Source organism: Solidesulfovibrio carbinolicus (genome assembly GCF_004135975.1).
Lineage (GTDB): Bacteria > Desulfobacterota > Desulfovibrionia > Desulfovibrionales > Desulfovibrionaceae > Solidesulfovibrio > Solidesulfovibrio carbinolicus.
Window position 1 is genome coordinate 1966059 of the sequence record NZ_CP026538.1, and the last position, 17540, is coordinate 1983598.

8 protein-coding genes are annotated in these 17540 nt (G+C 58.4%); 3 read left to right on the plus strand and 5 right to left on the minus strand.

Annotated elements, in window-relative coordinates:
• Nucleotides 1-23: 23 nt before the first annotated feature.
• From recD to C3Y92_RS08730, 5 genes are all read right to left on the minus strand, one after another.
• Entirely contained in the window at nt 24-1895 is a 1872-nt protein-coding gene (recD, locus tag C3Y92_RS08710) for an exodeoxyribonuclease V subunit alpha (RefSeq protein WP_129351708.1), read from the minus strand.
• Nucleotides 1882-5571 (minus strand): exodeoxyribonuclease V subunit beta, encoded by a 3690-nt coding sequence (gene recB / locus C3Y92_RS08715; protein WP_328591077.1) that lies wholly within the window; start codon nt 5569-5571, stop codon nt 1882-1884. Before recB ends, recD begins: the two co-directional genes overlap by 14 nt.
• Nucleotides 5472-8666: an exodeoxyribonuclease V subunit gamma gene (locus C3Y92_RS08720; protein ID WP_165352094.1), complete on the minus strand. Its 3195-nt coding sequence runs from the start codon at nt 8664-8666 to the stop codon at nt 5472-5474. The genes recB and C3Y92_RS08720 overlap by 100 nt, the downstream gene beginning before the upstream one ends.
• A gap of 233 nt (nt 8667-8899) precedes the next feature.
• Nucleotides 8900-10159: a PcfJ domain-containing protein gene (locus C3Y92_RS08725; protein WP_129351714.1), complete on the minus strand. Its 1260-nt coding sequence runs from the start codon at nt 10157-10159 to the stop codon at nt 8900-8902.
• 80 nt (nt 10160-10239) lie between these two features.
• Nucleotides 10240-11448: an IS256 family transposase gene (locus C3Y92_RS08730; protein ID WP_129351716.1), complete on the minus strand. Its 1209-nt coding sequence runs from the start codon at nt 11446-11448 to the stop codon at nt 10240-10242.
• Nucleotides 11449-12440: 992 nt separating this feature from the next.
• Between C3Y92_RS08730 and C3Y92_RS08735 the strand changes: the two genes are divergently transcribed.
• The 3 genes from C3Y92_RS08735 (at nt 12441) to C3Y92_RS08745 (ending at nt 17509) form a co-directional block, all read left to right on the plus strand.
• A complete protein-coding gene (locus C3Y92_RS08735; RefSeq protein WP_165352095.1) occupies nt 12441-14456 on the plus strand; it encodes an AAA family ATPase in 2016 nt (671 codons plus the stop codon).
• A gap of 460 nt (nt 14457-14916) precedes the next feature.
• A complete protein-coding gene (locus tag C3Y92_RS08740; RefSeq protein ID WP_165352096.1) occupies nt 14917-16692 on the plus strand; it encodes an AAA family ATPase in 1776 nt (591 codons plus the stop codon).
• A gap of 166 nt (nt 16693-16858) precedes the next feature.
• Complete coding sequence (locus C3Y92_RS08745; RefSeq protein WP_129351722.1) at nt 16859-17509, plus strand: hypothetical protein; 651 nt, start codon at nt 16859-16861, stop codon at nt 17507-17509.
• Nucleotides 17510-17540 lie beyond the last annotated feature (31 nt).

Here is a 17540-nt window from a genome sequence, read left to right on the forward strand (position 1 = left end):
TTTACCTCACGAAGTCCCTGACCCTAATTTCCTTTGACGGCTTGGTCCCCTTTGCCGTTGGCATCACTGTGTGTCCAGTCCTGCGCAACCAGCAGATTTCGCAGGTTTGAATGCCTGGATATCACCTTCGTGACGCAGTCCCTGATCAACTTGCTACCGCCAATGACCATTGCCTGTTTTTTGGCCCGCGTGATGGCGGTATAAAGCAGTTCTCGCGTCAAGACAGGACTCTCCCGGTCCGGCAACAGGAAATAGACCACATCAAACTCCGATCCCTGGGACTTGTGGACCGTCATGGCGTAAACTTCCTCCACAGCTGTCAAGCGTGTCGGAGAGAAGTGCCTCCAGCCGCCGTGGGTTCCGGGAAACCATACTCGCAGGGATCCCGTCTCGTCCTCGAGGGCCACGCCCATATCGCCGTTGAAGAGACCCAGCGATGGGTCGTTGCGCGTGATCAGAACCGGCTTGCCCGGATGCCAGAATCCCGAGCGCACTATGGCTCCCCGTTCCCTGAGCAAGCCATCGATGTGTCGGTTCAGACCTTCTACGCCATAGGCCCCCTGCCGCAGTGGCGTCAGCAACCGCAGACTACCCCAGGCCCTGAAGGCCTCATCCGGCGAGTGTGCATTCAGGGCCGCCGTATATCCATGGATGAGCGGTTCGAGGGCGGTCCAGACTTCCTCATTCGTTTTCGGTTGCACCCAGGTCAGGTCTATATGTGGCTCAGCCAGGACGGCGAGCGTCGCATCCGCATCCCCCGTTCGCACGGCTCGACTGACGGCTGCGATGCCGCTCGTGTCATCGAAACGCCATGTCCGGTTTAGGTGGACCACGGCGTCGGCGAGGGGGGGCGTTGGTTCCGGTGCCGACGGCAGGTCCTGGGCCTTTGGGAAAACCCTTGCCAGGGACTCCCGGAATTTTCCTGAAAACCCTGTGACCCAGCCGTCGCCGCAGATGTCTGCCAGGGCCGCTCCGGCTTCCACCGAGGCCAATTGATCGCGATCGCCGAGCAGGATGAGTCGCGCCTCATTGGGGAGCGCGCGAACCAGTTTGGCCATGACCGGCAAAGAGGCCATGGAGGCTTCATCTACGAACACCAAGGAGTAGGGCAGGGGGTTGTCCCGGTCATGGCGTGTCTTGGGCGAGTTCGGGCGCAGGCCGAGTAGTCGGTGCAGGGTGGTCGCTTCGGTGGGCAGGTCATTGGCTCTTGCGGTGAGGGCGGGTATTGCAAACGCTTGGCGCAAGGATTCGTAAAGTCGTGCGGCCGCCTTGCCCGTTGGCGCAGCAAGGGCGATGCGGTGGCCGGGGATTCCCTCGAGGTCCTGGAGCATGGCCACAATGCGGGCGGCGGTAAAGGTCTTGCCCGTGCCAGGGCCGCCGGTAATCACGGCAAGATGCGAACGACAGGCGGAGAACGTCGAGGCCATCTGCATGTCCAGTTCGCTTGCACCGTCTGGAAAGAGTCGGCGCAAGGCTTCCCGGGCGGCGTGTTCATCGGTTGCGGCAGGCTTTGTGGCAAGCTTCAGGAGGCCTTCGGCCAGATCCCGTTCGTATTGGTGATAGCGTCTCAGATAGAGCCGGGTGCCGTCGAGCACGAGGGGGGTGAAATCCTCCGGTCCGCCGAGACAGGGGAGACCGGACAAAGCGGACAGTAGGCGTGTCGCGTCGGGTAGTGGAAAAGAGATCTCCGGAAAGATCGTTTCGAGTGGCAAGGAGAGATCGATGCAGATATGCCCGAGGCCCGTGCCCCGGCTGGTCAGCGCGGCGGCCAGGGCCAGGTCATCCGCATGACAATCGCCTAGGTGGCAGAGGCAGTTCGCGAAATGCAGGTCCATAGGTTCGAACATCGGCATCTCGCGAAGCTTGGTGACAGCCGGGGACTCAGTGCGAAGCATGGGTCGCCTCCCTTGCGTGCGGCGTCAGGATCGCTTGTTCCAGGTCCATCAGGAACCCCTGGGCCGGGCGGTCGTGGAAGATTCCCTGGCCGACGGCGTCCGGGCTGGCGCCGCGCAGGAAGATATACAAAACCCCGCCGAAGTGGAGATCGTAGTCGTAGCCGGGGCAGGTGGCGCGTAGGTGGCGATCGAGGGCCAGGCAGTAGAGGTGGTACTGGAGGAAATAGCGGTTTTCCGCCATGACCACAGGCAGGCGTTCCGGGGCATGGTCCTGCGGCGGGAGGCGGTTCGACTTCCAGTCGAGCAGGTAATAGCGGCCGCCGTGGCAAAAGACGAGGTCCATGGAGCCGGTCAGAAAGCCCTGGCGGACGGACGGGCGCAATTTGGCGGCCCATGGGCTCCAGTCGTACGGGAAACTGTTCGCCCACTGGGCATAAATTCGGGCGAGGGTGGGGCCGTCCAGCCGGTCCAGGGGAAGCAGGAACTCCATCTCGGCAGCCGTATGGTCCCTGACGACATCAGCCAGGGTAAAGCCGTCCGGCAACGGTGCAAGGACCACCCGCTGGGCCAAGTCGGCCAGTTCCCCGGACAGGTCCCTGGACAGACCGTGACGGATCAGACAGTGGGCAGCCCAACGCTCGATGCCGAGACGCGCGTCAGGATCGGATGAGGCCGCAGCCTGAAAATCAAGCCGCTCGAAAAAGGTATGGAACATGATGCCGGGCACGGCTCCGGCCGGAAGCCGGTCGCGCCGGGCTGTGGCGAGGGTGGCGACGGTGGGGGTATTGGTCTCATCCCGCTCGAAAAGGGGCAGCCTTGACGCATCGGACGCGTTCCTGGACAGCGCAGTGAAGCTCGTGGTGCCGAACGATGGGTCGAGATGGCGGGTGAATTGTCTCGCTTCCAACGTGACAGGGTCTGGATTGTCGGCCGGGAGGCGTGTGTCCGAAGGTCGGGGCAGGGGCGCGATCTCTATGGAAGGGCAGTTCGAAGCCAGATCTTTCAACGCTCTGTCTACTGTCTCGGCTGTGGGTATTTTGCCTTCATGGACAAGACGTCCAAGAGGTGTTCGCTTCACACTGCCAAACGCCCCCCAGGCAAGGTAACAACGGCATTTAGCCCGAGTCAGGGCCACATAGAAAAGGCGCATCCGCTCGGCCTCGAGTTCTTGCTCTATTCTCGCCCTCGTCGGTTCAGGAAGTTCCTTGGAAAGGTCCAGGGTAGGTATGTGACCCTTCATCGGATCGTGGTAGACGCTGCGATCGATCTCCTTTGGATCGCTCCAGGCGACGTAGGGGAGAAAGACGATCTCGAATTCGAGCCCCTTGCTCTTGTGCACGGTCATGATCCGCACGGCCGGCGCGTCGGTCTCCAGGCGGATGAGCATCTCCCCCGCCTCGTCCTCGGCGTCGTTTGAACCGGATCGGATTGCCTCCAGCCAGGCGGCTAGATCCAGGACGCCAAGTCCCGTCTCGATCTCGCGTTGATGGAGCAGTTCGACGCACTGCAGGAGGTTGGTCATCCGCCGTTCCCCATCGGGTAGGCCAAGTAGGCGCTCTCGAACCTTTCCCCTGGAAAAAAGCACAGCGACGAAGGCCATGACGCCCTGTCCGGCCCAGATAGAATGGTACTCCGCAAACTGTTCGAGTAGTTCCTCACGCAGTGCGTCGTCGATGTCGAGCCGGTCCAGATCGGCGGCGGTCCACCCCAGAATGGCTGTGGACAGAGCCGCACGTCGCAGTCCCTCCCTGTCGTATGCGGCCACTGCGCGAAGCACGATGGCCAGTTCGTCGGCCTCAACGGACTCAAAGATTTTGTCGGTCTGTTGTCGAACACTTGGGATGCCTCGTGCCGCCAAGGCCTCCCTGATGATGCCCGCCTCCTTGTGGCTTTTGACTAATACGGCGAAATCTGAGGCAGCCAGGGGACGTTTTTGTCCGCTAGTGGCATCAGTAATGGTGGCTTTCCCCTGACTGGACAGGATGAGGAGTCGGACGATCTCTTCGGCCACAGCCAAGGCCACCGGCTGTTCAGCTTTCCCCTTGGCGACGTTTCCGCCGGGTTCGTCCCCAATATCTTCCGAGCGTATATGCCAGACGCGCAGGCACGCCGGACCTTCGTCGGCGACGGTCAACCGCTGTTTCGCACCGGGGCGCGGACTGACGGGTTCAAAGGCGATTTCCCGGAAGACAAAGGGCTCCTTGGCGCCGAAGATCGCCTTCACGGCTGCAAGCATGCCGGGATCGCTGCGCCAGTTGACGTTCTGGGTCAGGATTTGGTCAGCGTTGTGGATAGCTTCCAGGTAGGCGAAGACGTCGGCTCCGCGAAAAGCGTAGATCGCCTGTTTGGGATCGCCGATGCAGTACAGGGCGTGCGGCGGTTCGGCAAAAAGCGTGTGAAAGATCTCGTATTGGAGCAGGTCCGTGTCCTGGAACTCGTCGATGAGGGCCGCCTTGAGGCCGGCACGGACTCTGTCGCGCAGGAGGCGGCCGCCGGGGCCGTGGAGGGCGGCGTGGGTTTCGTTTAAGAGATCGGAAAAGCCGAGTTGTCGACGTTCCGCCTTGTACCGTCGCAACGCATTGCCGAAACCGAGCCCGAATGCCCGCAGGAGCGCCACGCGTCGCAAGTCCAGGTGGCTGAGCAGGTTTTCCAGATGTGTAAAGAAGGGATGTGCGGGAGGGGGCGCCTTTTTTTTCAGGTTGGCGACCAGACTCGAGGCACAAAGACGGTCGATGTCCGCTGGAAGAAACAGTGGCGAAGTTCCATTTTCAAAGAACCTGTCCAGGGCCTCCTTCATGCCCGGCAGATCCTCCTCTCGTAAGTGATTTTTGAGCATGGTCCTGTTGTCCAGGCAGGAGCAGAATTCTTCCCGCAGGTCCTTCCACGCATCCCCGGCCTTAAAAAGCATCACTTCAAGATCTCGCGAAAAGCAGTCCCTGTCCGTGCAGTTTTCCGGAAGGTCGTCGGGCAGGATCCGCAGGCGGGGGTTCCGGATTCCCTTATCGAGCAGGCCGTGGAGTTTTTCCGTGAATGTTCCAGCCAGGCGCGCGGCCACGACGGCTTCACCTTCCTGGACATGGGCACGGTAAAAATCCTGGACAGCCTGCCGATGGCAGAGGGTCTCATCGGTAAGCATGGTGAAGCGAAAAAGTCCGCCGCACTCGAAGGCGCAGTCAGTGAGGATCCTTTTGCAGAAGGCGTGAATGGTGTGGATAGCGGCGAGATCGAAATCGAGCAACGCCTTTGATGCACGCTCTCCGGCTAAACGGTGGCCTACGGAGCCAAGGAGTTGAGTCAGGAAGGGATCGCCGGGGGGAGCCGCCTTCGGATCGCAGGCCGCCAGCGCCTCCATAAGGCGGGCGCGGATGCGGGTCTTGAGTTCGGCGGTCGCGGCCTCAGTGAAGGTGACCACGAGCACCTCGTCCACGCCGAGTCCCTGTTCGAGGACCAAGCGCAGAAATAGAGCCGCCAGGGCGTAGGTCTTTCCCGTACCCGCGCTGGCCTCGACCACGGTACGACACCCGGACAGGGGAACGCTCCCGAGATCAAGGGGTTTTCGAACCGGACCGGGGGATGTCATTCTATTTTCTCCAGTTGGTTGAGGAGAGGGTCGAAGACCGCGCAGGCGATTTTCTGAAATTCCTTTTGCCGCAGGTGGGTCGCATCGGGAAAGCATTTGGCGAAATGGCGATCTGCTCCATCCCCCTCGATGTGCCGATATTCGTTGCCGTACCAAGCCTCTTCGGCCTTTTTCAAAGCCACTGCCGTGTCTTTCTTTTCCCGGTATGACTTGGCGAAGGCCTCGGAGGTCTTGGGGAAAAACGGCACCGGCTCCCGAGTCCCCCGCAGGAGAAGCGCGAGCAGGGTTTTGAGGACGCCTTCGGGATCCGTCGGGGAGGTGAGGCGGCATTGGCCCTTTGTACCAATCAAAAGCGTTTCGGGACGTCCGCAGGCGGAGGCATGGAGAAAGACATGGTCCAGCCATCCGCTCAGTTGATCCCGGGGGCGAATCGTTCCCGGACGCCACCGCAGGAGCCTGTCCGGGAGGACCCCCTGGACGGAGCCTTTAATCAGTATCGGTCCGGAAGGGAGTGTCACCTTGGTGGATGCGGTGAGGTTGGTGATAGCCATGCCGTCGCATGCGGCATTGACGCACTCCATCAGGCCATGCGTCGTGTCCTGGATGTCGTGGAGCGTGAAGAGACCGGGCGCGCCGGGTGGAAGCCGGTTTGCCCTTTGCAGGTGGGCGCTGATGTCCTGGATTGGCGTTCCTGCGAAAAGGTCGTTCAGGACATCCTGGCAGCACAGGTAACGCTCCAGGCGGTTTAGACCGTCGAGGGGCTCCGTGGTCTCAAGCGTTCCGCCATCCTTTGGGAAACGAACTCCAAGGCGATTTTCGAGAAAGAACCTGCAAGGGTTTTCCAGGAAGCGACGCAGCAGATCGAGCCCGAGGGGGGCGGGCAGAAGGCCTGGCCGTTCATCGAGCGCGGCCGTGACAAAGGGTGTCCCCCCTTTGCCGCGTTCCCGGGCGCACTGGCAGTTCTCCGAGGAGTAGCTGAAAAAGCGCGGGTCACCATGGGGCCTGAAATAATCGCTGTGAAAGGATTGCAGTCGGTGAATCCGCAACAGTCGTTCGGACGGCCTGGGTTCGTCAGCGCTACGGCTGCGGCTGTCAATGCAATCCAGAAGTTCGCTGATTGCCACGCTCGGAGGAAGGGCGGCGTTCTCTTCCTGGGTACGGCCCCGGTAGGTCATGATGAAAATTTCCCGGGCGGAGAGGATGGCTTCGAGGAGGAGTCTGCGGTCGTCAGCCCGTTGCTCGGGGTCTCCGGGTTGCGGGCGGGCCTGCATGAGGTCAAAGCCCGGCCGACGATTGCGACCCGGAAAGGCACCGTCATCAAGTCCAATAACGGCCACGACCTTGAACGGTACCCCTCGCAAAGCCTGCATGTCGGAAAAGGTGACCGCCCCGGAAAAGAGTCCGGTGGAAGAGCCACCTTCATCCAGGCGCTCCCGCAACGCTTCCGTCACCGTCTGCAGGTCCAGACGCGTGGCACAGCCGGCGCGTTCGGCCTCGTAGGCCATGGCGGCCAGTGTCTGTTCCACGAGCTGGCCGGACTCGGCTTCCGGCCCGGCGAACATGTTCTCTAGAAGCGAGCAGAGGCGGATGTGCCACTGTGTCATGGAGGCCGGCTCGTCGAGAGGCGCGAGCACCGCGACCAGAGTGGAGAAAAATTCCAGAAAACGCCCCAGGATGGCGGCCCCGGTTCCCTCGGCCATCTCCAGCGGCGCCACCCCCTGGCAAAGACGGTGACCGTCCTCCGGCAAGGCATGGCCGAGGATCAGGCGGGCGGCGGCGGAAGACCAAGTGAAATCATCCAGGGACGGCAGGCCGAGTTCCGTTTTGTGGGCGGCGTCGATGGCCCAGCGCGCGCCGGCCTCGGTAAACCAGTCGCTCACTAAGGTCCGGTCGCGTGCCGCAAGCCCGAACCGGGCTCGGATGGCTTCACATTCGAGAAGGGACAAGACGCTCGCTAGGCTGAACCGTTCGAGTGGGATGGCAAGGAGACGGAACAGGGTTTCGATGACCGGTTCCGGCTCGGACCTGCCCGGGGCGACAATCCGAAACGGCACCCGACGGTCGCGGGGCGTTGCGGATTCAAACACGGCGCGTACGTAGCCGCTTCGGGACGCAGGGTCAGGCATCATCACCACGATGTCCCGTGGATCGATGTCCGGACGGCGCTGCAGGATGTCCAGAAGGACATCCTGCAGGACTTCCAGTTCACGTACCGGACCATGGCAGCAGTGGACCTGGACCGAATGCGCATCGCTTCGAAGAGCTTCCCGCCACTTGTCGGACGGGGCGACGGTCCCAAAAAGGTCTTGGTGCAGGAGGTCGAGGATCCGGTCGCCGGTGGGAGGGCTGTAACACGTCTCACGGTGCGTGGCGGACGCGACGAGACGGGCCCGGTAATTCGCTCCCGCCTCATTCCAGGCGAGGGAGGTCTCACGTGAGGTGTCACCGGAAGCCTCATCGGGCAGGTCGGCGGAAGGGGCGGGCTCCAAGAGATAAAAGGTGATGGGCACGTGGCGGGCGATTTCTGTGAAGATGTCGGTGTAGAAACGCGGCAGCGAGGCCACGGCGAAAAAGGCGATCGTCTCGGGAAGGGCCTTTGCCGCTTCGTTGCCAGCAAGGGACTGGAAAAACCGCTCGCGCGCCCGGACGCGGTGGCAGTTCCCTTCCCGCCAGATGACCTGCCATAGCAGGGCCTGCCAGGCTTCATGGGGAACGGTGTTGTCCGGGTGTCCATCTTCCCAGGCCTGGACCATGTCCGGCCGGAAGATGAGGTACCGGTCAAAGGTCCGGGCGATCTCCCGGGCAAGTTGCCAAGCCTTGAGCGGCGAGCCGTCCCCGAGATAGCGGCGGACCGGTTCGAAGGCTGCGACGGAAGGATCGCGCACGGCCGGCGTTTCAAGCGCCGCAAGGATGCGCCAGGTCATGGCCGCCTGGGAGGAGTCGTCCTCCTTGGGAAGATCCGGAACAAGCCTGGAAAAGAGACGGTAGGCCAGGGTAACCGGAAAGGGGAATTCCATGCCGCAGCAGACGCCGTGACGGCGGGCCATCTCCATGCGGAGATGCCGTTCCATGCCTCGGTTTTGCACCACGACCAGCCGCTTGGCGAAAGGGTCGGCCGGGGGCGGCGTATCGCGCAGGAACGTATCGACCAGGGTTTCCAGTCTATTGCCGGCGATGACGGTCAGGTTCACAGGCATCTCCACGGTATTTAGGGACAAGAGGTCCTTGATCCGGACAGACCCTTTTGGGATGCAAGGCCGACGGCGCGGGCGAACCATCACATGTGGCCGAAGCAGCCCGTGAGGCGAGCGTCAGTCCTTGATTTTCTTGATCTTAAGCCGCTTGTTTTTCCATGACAAGCCTTGACCAGGGTATACTTGGCCTTGCTGATGCATGCTTTTTCATTTTCCCTTCCCGGCGAACCTCACGGAAGGAAAGGCCTATGAAAGTCCGTTGGTGGCGTGGCTAGGGATTGACTCTCTTGTATCTTGTCTTTCATTCGCATATTGGACGCATTTTTCATCCAGAACCGAACTCTGGCCGCCGTTTCAACGGAAGGTTTTGCATTACAGGCCAATTTGAGTTGATTGATACGGCATTTTCCGTCAGGCAAAATCTTGATCTCCAGGGTCGCCCGCTCTGGGGAAAGAACTTTATAAATATAACAAGTGCCACTGAAAATCATATCCATGTAGCTCGCTACGCAGTGATGCATGGAGGATCCTTCGTCGAGAAGTTCCCCAACGCTGGTAATGGGCTGGATGTCGAGGTCGCCCGATAGGGGAGGACAGGGAAATGGCTTCTGGTATCGGGCCTCGACCGCGACAGTCCGCTGGCGATTCAACCTAGCGGTCAAAACATCATGCAGTCGACGCAGTTCCGTATTATTGCGAAGCCGTTTCAGACGTTCGCTCGGATCTGGCAGTCCCAACGCGTTTGCAAGACGATTCACATCCGCAGTCAGCCGATTCCACTCCTGGAGCCGGTGGCGGGCCACCGAGACTTCCGAGGTCTGCACGAGAGATCTGAGGCTTTGGTACTCAAGCCAGTTGCTCCGTCGAGTCAGGATCTTGAGGATCTGCCAGTTCAAGGCATTGAAGTGCCTGAGTTCGAACCATCCCCTGTCACCGAACAGAAGACGCAGGCACTCGAGGTCAAACAAGCTGAATTCCAGATGATCCAGCTTTCCAAGGCAGTGCAGCAGGGATTTCGAAGAATCTCCGAGGGCACGTCCCAAGATTTTACTACGCTGCATTCCTGTCAGTTCGAAAACCAGTTCCGGAGTGGAACAGTCGCCCATGCATTCAGGTAAGAGCCAGAAGACGACAGGAGAGCTTGCGGCCAGTTCTTGGGCTTTCGGATTGATGCTCAGGATACGCAGCAGGCGGAGTTGGTTAACCGAAAATGGTCGGACCACGTCTTTGGCCCACTGCGGAATTTTTTCGCAAAAGTGCTGCATCGGGTGATCGTGAGGCAGGGAGTCCATCGCATCAGAAACAAAGGAATAATCTAGGGCCGTGTCATCTTGGACCCAGCCATGCCCCTCCATTCGTTCGAGGCGCAGGTGTCCTTCCCAGGACGCGAGACGGATCAGGCCGTAATCGAAGCCGTAAATCTCGCGCAGGTCTATGAGCAGGGAGCCAGTCTCTCGCTCCAAGGAACAAAACTCTTGTCCGATGATCATTGGTTTCTCCCAGGGCAAAGAAGATGGGGTCACGTCCGTCAACGTGGTGTAAATTCCGGTGTGCTTGAGGTGGCAATCGGTCAGGCTGCCCTGGGTGGAATTTGGGCTGGCTGCGCCTCGTTGTGTTGGGTGTTGAGTTCGGCCATGGCCTCGACCTGCATGTAGCGGCTTTGCAGCTGCCACTCGTCGTTTTGCTCCAGCAAGATGGCCCCGATGAGCCGGATGATGGACTGCTCGTTGGGGAAGATGCCGACCACGTCCGCTCGCCGCTTCACCTCTTTGTTCAGCCTTTCCAGCGGATTGGTGCTGTGCAGCTTGACCCGGTGCTGTGCCGGGAAGGTCATGTAGGCCAGCACGTCGTGCTCGGTTTCGTCCATGAAACTGGCGAGTTTTGGCCATTTGCCGCGAAGCTGGTCAGCGACATGCCGCCAGGTCTGACTGGCGCTGGCCGCGTCTGGCTGCAAAAAGGCCTGCCGGAGGGCGGCGGAAACCATGGCGTGCTGCGATTTAGGGACGCGAGCCAAAGCGTTTCGCATCCAGTGAACCCGGCAGTGCTGCCATGTGGCCCCGAATGTCTTGGCGATGGCGGCCTTGAGGCCTTCATGAGCGTCGGAGACGACAAGCTTCACGCCGGCAAGTCCCCGACGAAGAAGGCCTTTGAGGAAAAAAGACCAAAACGGCTCGGCTTCGCTGGGGCCGATGTGCAGCCCCACGATTTCCCGGCGGCCTTCGGTGTTCGCCGCCACGGCGATTATGGCGGCGACGCTGACCACCCGGCCGCCCTCGCGCTGCTTGAGGTAGGTCGCTTCCAGCCACAAGTAGGGCCACTCTCCCGTAAGCGGCCGAGAAAGAAAGGCATGGACCCGTTCATCGATGTCCTTGCACAGCTTGGACACCTGGGACTTTGAGATGCCGGAAAGGCCCATGGCTTGGACAAGATCATCCACGCGCCGCGTCGATATGCCGCCGATCCAGGCCTCCTGGATGACGGCCACCAAGGCGCGCTCACTGGTCTTGCGCGGCTCCAGGAAGGGCGGAAAGTAGCTGCCCTGGCGCAGCTTGGGGATGCGTAGCTGCAGGGAGCCGACGCGGGTATCAAGGCTGCGGTCCCGGTAGCCGTTGCGGTAACTGACCCGCTCGGCGCTTCGTTCGTGGCGGCTGGCCCCGATGAGGCCATCCACATCGGCCTCCATGAGAAGTTGCTGGACCGCTTCCGCCAGGGAACGGAGAAAATCGCCGCCGTCGGCCTTTTGCATCAGCTCGATTAATGCCATGCTGTCCTCGGCCATCGTGGTCTCCTTTGGTTGCAGGTGCGGCTTCGCAACTTCACCTTACAGCCAATTGACCCGATGGCCACCTCGCCCATCCCGTCCAGGCTGGAGCTACCACCGGCCTGGACGACTCCAGAATTTACACCACCTCCGTGGACTCTAACGAAGATGGTTCCTCCTCTCTCCGGTGCGTTCCAGTTATTGGAATTCTCAGCCAAGCTTTTCTAGGCAGGCTAGAGGAGTGAGTCTTCCTCCTTTTTCGGGGTGGTTTCATGCCATCTAGTTCGCTGGTGCCCAAGCTTTCTTGACCACATCTCCCTGATCTATCCCGGCAGGTCGATCCACCTATTTCGCCTCGGAGTCCCCGTTTCACTTCGTCTCCGCTTCCTTGGAAAATATTTGCCATCAAAACTAACAGGCCATTTAAAAGAGACTGCCGTTCGACTTTTTGGAACGATCGCGACGTATCCACCCATGAAATCGAGAGGTCGAGGAAACAGGACGCGAGGGATACGGGGATGGACACCATGAAGTACTGTAAAGACTGCATGATATGGAAGTTGAGTTTGATCTCGGTGAGGGTGAGTCAATCTGAGCTCCGGTTTTGTCGGGAAAAGCGGGAGCTGCGGTTCGCCTATGAGTATCAATGTGACGGACGGATGGAGCACGAGGCGGCCCAGGATGCGACGGTCGTGGTTTGATTGCATCGCAGGGCAAGGGGCGATGAGGCGTCTGAAGGCCGACGGGACGGTAGTTCGGGCGAGAGAATACACGGAAGGTTTGGGAAAAGGCTGAAATGAGGCGGCTCTTGCGTCAGGACTAGTGTCGAGGGTGGTGTTCACCTGGGGGTAGGAAAGGGCGGTGTCTTGGTTTCGGGGGGGGGGGCTTGCGGTCGCCGAAGTCTGTTCATGGGGTTGGAGAGTGGCCTTGGGAGTTTTGGTATCCAGAGTGGGGTGAAAGTTCGCAGGTCCAGCCAGGGGTTCCCGTGCAGACCTGCGCAGGGGGGGCGTATGAGTGAGCGCTACATTAAGGGCGTCACCTTGGTGATGATCCGCAATCTGCTGAAACGGTTTGGACCGACCACTGAACTGGCGGGCGATCTGGTCAATTGGCTCGAGGACAAGGGCTGGCAGTTGGGTGTCCATTTCGATCGTGGCAGAGAGATGAAGCGACGGTGGAGACACTCGGACAAACTCTCCAAAGGTGACTGGAAGAGTCTAAGAGACAAGTTCGCTACAGCCGAGCTCCCAAGGAGCCCGTCCACCCTCAGGAAAAATCTCGAGTCGCTTGGCCACACATTTCATCTGGACAACCTCGAAATTGATATCCTTGAATTGGGTGTGCTCTATCGTTTGAGCAATCTCGTGGAAAGCCTGCTTGATGTTGGCTTCGAATGCGCTGATTTTGTGCATGTCATCGCCGCTGTGCTGCTAAAAACACGCGACGAAGTCCATCGCCGGCTTTCACCTGGCTCCAAGCTCCGTTCGTCAGGCCTCCTCTGTGACGATATGCCCTATGCACGTGAATTCGCTATCAAGACATCCCACAAGACCATGGCCGCTGTCTGTCCCCCCAGGAAACTTGAGAAGGAAATGCGTCGCATTTTCCTGGGCCCCCCCTGCACCCCAAACCTTCTTTGGCAGGATTTCGATCATATCGGCAGGGAACGTGATTTAGCCCTGCGCATCCTTCAAGGTGCCTTGAACAGCGCCGAGCGGGGGGTCAATCTCCTCGTGTACGGTCCCCCTGGCACGGGGAAGACTGAGTTCTGCAAGGTCCTGGCCCACAAGGCCGGAGTGGCCCTTCATGTGGTCGGCGAGGCCGACGAGGATGGGGAGGAGATGGAACGCCGGGAGCGTATCTCGGCCCTGCGTATGTCTCAGACTCTTCTGGCGGAGAAGGATGACGCGGTGCTTTTGGCGGAGGAGATGGAGGATTTTTTTTGGGGGGGTGAATCCAGGGTGTATGCGCACAGGATTCTGGAGGACAACTCGCGGCCGGTTCTGTGGACCTGCAACCATATTGAGTCCTTCGAGCCCTCAATTCTTCGACGTTTGACCATGGCTCTTGAAATCCGGACCCCGGACGTGGCCGTTCGAGGTCGGGTATGGCGACGAATCCTGGCCAGGGAGGGCATTAAACTGCCGCAAGAGGATGTTTCCGCCCTCGCGTCCGAGTTTCAGGCGCCGCCATCCATGGCCGTCAGCGCCGTACGCGGGGCCAAACTCGCCGGGGGCGGTGGGGAAGAGATCCGCCAACTGGTTAGAGGACTGGCCAAGATCGTGCCGGGCAACGAGGAGCGGCTCATTGAGGTGGCGCCGGATCCCTTTGATGCAACGCTGGCAGCAGCCGACCAGGATCTGGAGGTTCTGGTCAAAAGGCTCGCTGCGAGCCAATCCCGTGCCTTTTCTTTATGCTTGAGTGGACCTCCGGGCACGGGCAAGAGCGCTTTCGCCCGCCATTTGGCCAAATGCCTGGGACTCGAGGTCCGCCAGCAGCGGACCTCCGATCTCCTCTCCATGTGGGTAGGGGGAAGCGAAAAGCAGATCGCCAAGGCCTTTGCCGAGGCCCGCGAATCCGGCGTCATGCTCGTCTTCGACGAGGCCGATTCGCTTCTGCGGGACCGCCGTTCAGCCCAGCAAAGCTGGGAGATCACGCAAGTCAACGAGATGCTGACCTGGATGGAACGCCATCCGTTACCCTTTGCCTGCACCACGAATCTGATGGAGCACCTTGATCAGGCCTCCCTGCGGCGCTTTACCTTCAAAGTCCACTTCAATTATTTGGGCAAGGTGCAAGCCGAGAGAACCTTTGCCGCGTTTTTTGGTTATGAGGCGATTGGAGGGGTATCGTCATTGGCAATGCTCACTCCAGGCGATTTCGCAGTGGTCCGTCGCAAGGCGGAGATTCTCGGCCTGCTCGGAGACGTTCCGGCCTTGGTGCGGATGCTGCGAGAGGAAAGCAGAGTCAAGGGTCTTCGTTCAAACCGGATCGGGTTCATTGGACCGTGTGGAGGAGGGGCCTGATTGCGATGGCGGGGGCAACTATTTCAAGTTCAAGAGTCAGGGATCCTAGGGGAAAGTCTTCACTTTATATCGGGAATTATTTATTCTTCGCTCATCCAGAAGCTTAGTGGGACAGGGACATGGCCCGGCCCTCTCCGGCTGAGGTCTCGGGAAATGTTTCCTCCCTTGCGACGCTCACGCCTGGCGCTTTCGCGATAGTCCGCCGCGAGGCAGAGATACTCGGCATGCTCGGGGACGTGTCGGCGCTGGAGAGGATGCTGCGAGAGTAAAACCGGGCAAAAAGCTTCGCCCGAGCCGGATCGATTTCGCCTGAATTTGTGGAGGAGGGGGATTTGATTGCGATAGGCTGAGTCACCCATGCCAATCTCAGCAATCCGAGAATCTATGGGAAATGCTTCACTTTATGTCAGGGAACGCCTATGCTTTGCCCTATCTAAATACATATAGGGGAGCAGAGGGCATGGCACAGTTCTTTCCGGCTTGCACGAACGACTTCCGCACGGATGGAGAGGAGCGGTTTTACCGTTTCCTGGATGATGCCACCGGGAAGGGGAATCGCTTCTTGGTCTGGTACGGTCCGAATGTCGGTGGCTTCGAACCTGATTTCATTGTCTTTCACCCCGACATTGGCCTCGTGGTTTTTGAGGTGAAGGATTGGGCCGTGTCACAGCTCCTCGAAGCCGACCCCCATGGTGTCCGCCTGCGGATGGGTGGCACGGTCGAACGGCGCGACAATCCGTTGCGTCAGGCCAGGGATTATGCCCTGGCCATCATGGACGCCCTCCACAAGGATGGGCGTCTTCTCTCCCGTGACCCGTTTCACGCTGGAAAGGTCGCCCTCCCCGTTCAACATGGCGCAGTTTTCGCCAACATCTTCAAAAGCGAAGCCCAGGAGGTCGGTCTTCTCAAAATCTTTCCAGCCGATAAGGTCCTGTACCTCGATGATATCCATCACTGCTCCGATTTGAGTATGGACGCATCAGGACAAGCCTTGACCAGTCGGCTGCTGTACATGTTCAGGCCACCTTTCCCCTTTGCTGCCGGCCGAAGGGAAATTGATATTCTTTGTGATGTCCTCTTCCCGGTGGCTCGGATCCGTTTGCCGCAGCGCGGCAACCAGGAGTCGCGCGAAAATGACCAGATTCGATTAGCCCTCTTGGACCGTGCCCAGGAAGCGGTGGCGCAGCGTATCGCTCCCGGCCGTACCCTGGTCACCGGTCCCGCCGGTAGCGGTAAGACGCTTGTGCTTGTGCATCAAGCTGCCTTGCTGCGGCGCTCGCGCCCGGACATCGGCCCTATCTTGATGGTCTGTTACAATATCTGCCTAGTCGGCTATCTTAAGCGCCTGCTGGTTGAGCAAGGCCTTCCCCTGGGGCCGGCCGGGGTTGAGGTGCGTCATTTCTACGAGCTCTGCCAGGAGCTTACCGACATCGGAATCGAGTATGAGGGCCATGAGGCTGATTATTATACAAGTGTCGTCGAAATGGCCTTGGAATCGGCGCAAATGTCCGGTCCTCGGTATAGTGCAATTCTGGTGGATGAGGGGCAGGACTTCACGGCTGAGATGCTCAAGGTGCTATTAGCGCTTCTTAATGAGAAGTCGGGCATCCTGACAATCACATTGGATGAAGCCCAATCTATCTATCAGGCACATCGAACCTGGGAAGGGTCGGGATTAGACGTTAATTTTCAAAAGTTTGAATTGAAGTCAGTTTATCGAAATACAATTGAAATTATTGATTTTGTCAACAAATGGTTGAAAAAAGATGGCAAAGCCAAAACTGAAGTGGCGGGACAGCTAAGGGGTGTGCATGGTCCGATCCCACTGGTATTCAAGGTAGAATCATCACAAGAAGCCGTTGAAAAGACATCGCAGATACTGCAAAGTTATGTCAAAGAGGGGGTGTCTCTCTCGGAAATGGCTGTGCTTTTCGCAGCAACGCGCGACAGGGAGGGGCATTATCTGCCTTCGTTGATGGTGCGGTCCCTGGAAGAAAAAGCCCTTTTGGCAGGCGTAATTTCTCGTGACGCTTATTCAAAAGCAGATTTTGACATAACTTCTAAAAGGGTGGCTGTTTCAACCGTTCATAGTGCGAAGGGACTAGATTGGTTAGTTGTGGTTGTCATTGGATTAGAGTATCTAGATTCAATCCGAATGGGTTTGCGATTACCAGCATTATCTTTAGTGGGCTTAACTCGGGCGAGAGAGAGGCTGGTGGTAATTGATCCTGGGTAGGTGATGTGTAAAGTAAATTAGATCAAATAATTGATAGGAGTCGATATTCGTCTTGAGGAGGATGATTCATGGAAGGTTGTCTTTTTTAGGAGTATTGTTTTTTGAGTTGTGGGTTAGATCCTTTTGAATAATTCCCTGTTATTTAGGCATGATTTAAGGAGGGGGTGTGGCCTTTAACAATGTTAGCCTTTTGACCATAAAAGTTGAGGATGGTGGATTCGTTTACAATGAGGCTCTTCAGGAGTATGTGCATCTTAGGCAGGGTGATGCAGATGGTGCTTGCGGAGCATACTGTTTGTTTATGGCTCTTTTAGTTGGAAACCTTATTGATAGGAATATTGTTCTTAATTTAGAAACAGTAGATGGCCGGACAAGGATTGGGAGGCTTGTAAATGCTCTTGGTTCCAATGGGGACTTTTTGATTTGCACAGGTCTGGGTGTCGAGGATATCGTAAGGGCTGTTCAGGAATCTTTTCGAGCGTGTATTGCACTAGATGTAAGAGATGCAAGGGGGGGAAGCGATGTACATATAATACTTGCTGAAGTAATAAACAATGGGTCACCTTTTCTATTGGCGTTGACCTTCGTAGGTGGTGATAGGCATTGGGTACTTGTAATCGGTTACGAAGCTGATTGTGATGGAAAAATAGCTAAGTTTCTTGTTTTAGATCCAAGTTGTGATCCATCTAAAATATCCCCATGGAACGGTATTATCGATTTGAGAGATCCTGCCGGACCACTTCCGTATAAATATTGTACAGGTCATGAAGTTGATAAGGTTGCGATAGGCGAAGTGTTAGTGGTTAATCCTAATTGAAGGCTTCAATGGAAGCTGTCTTTTTGGACCT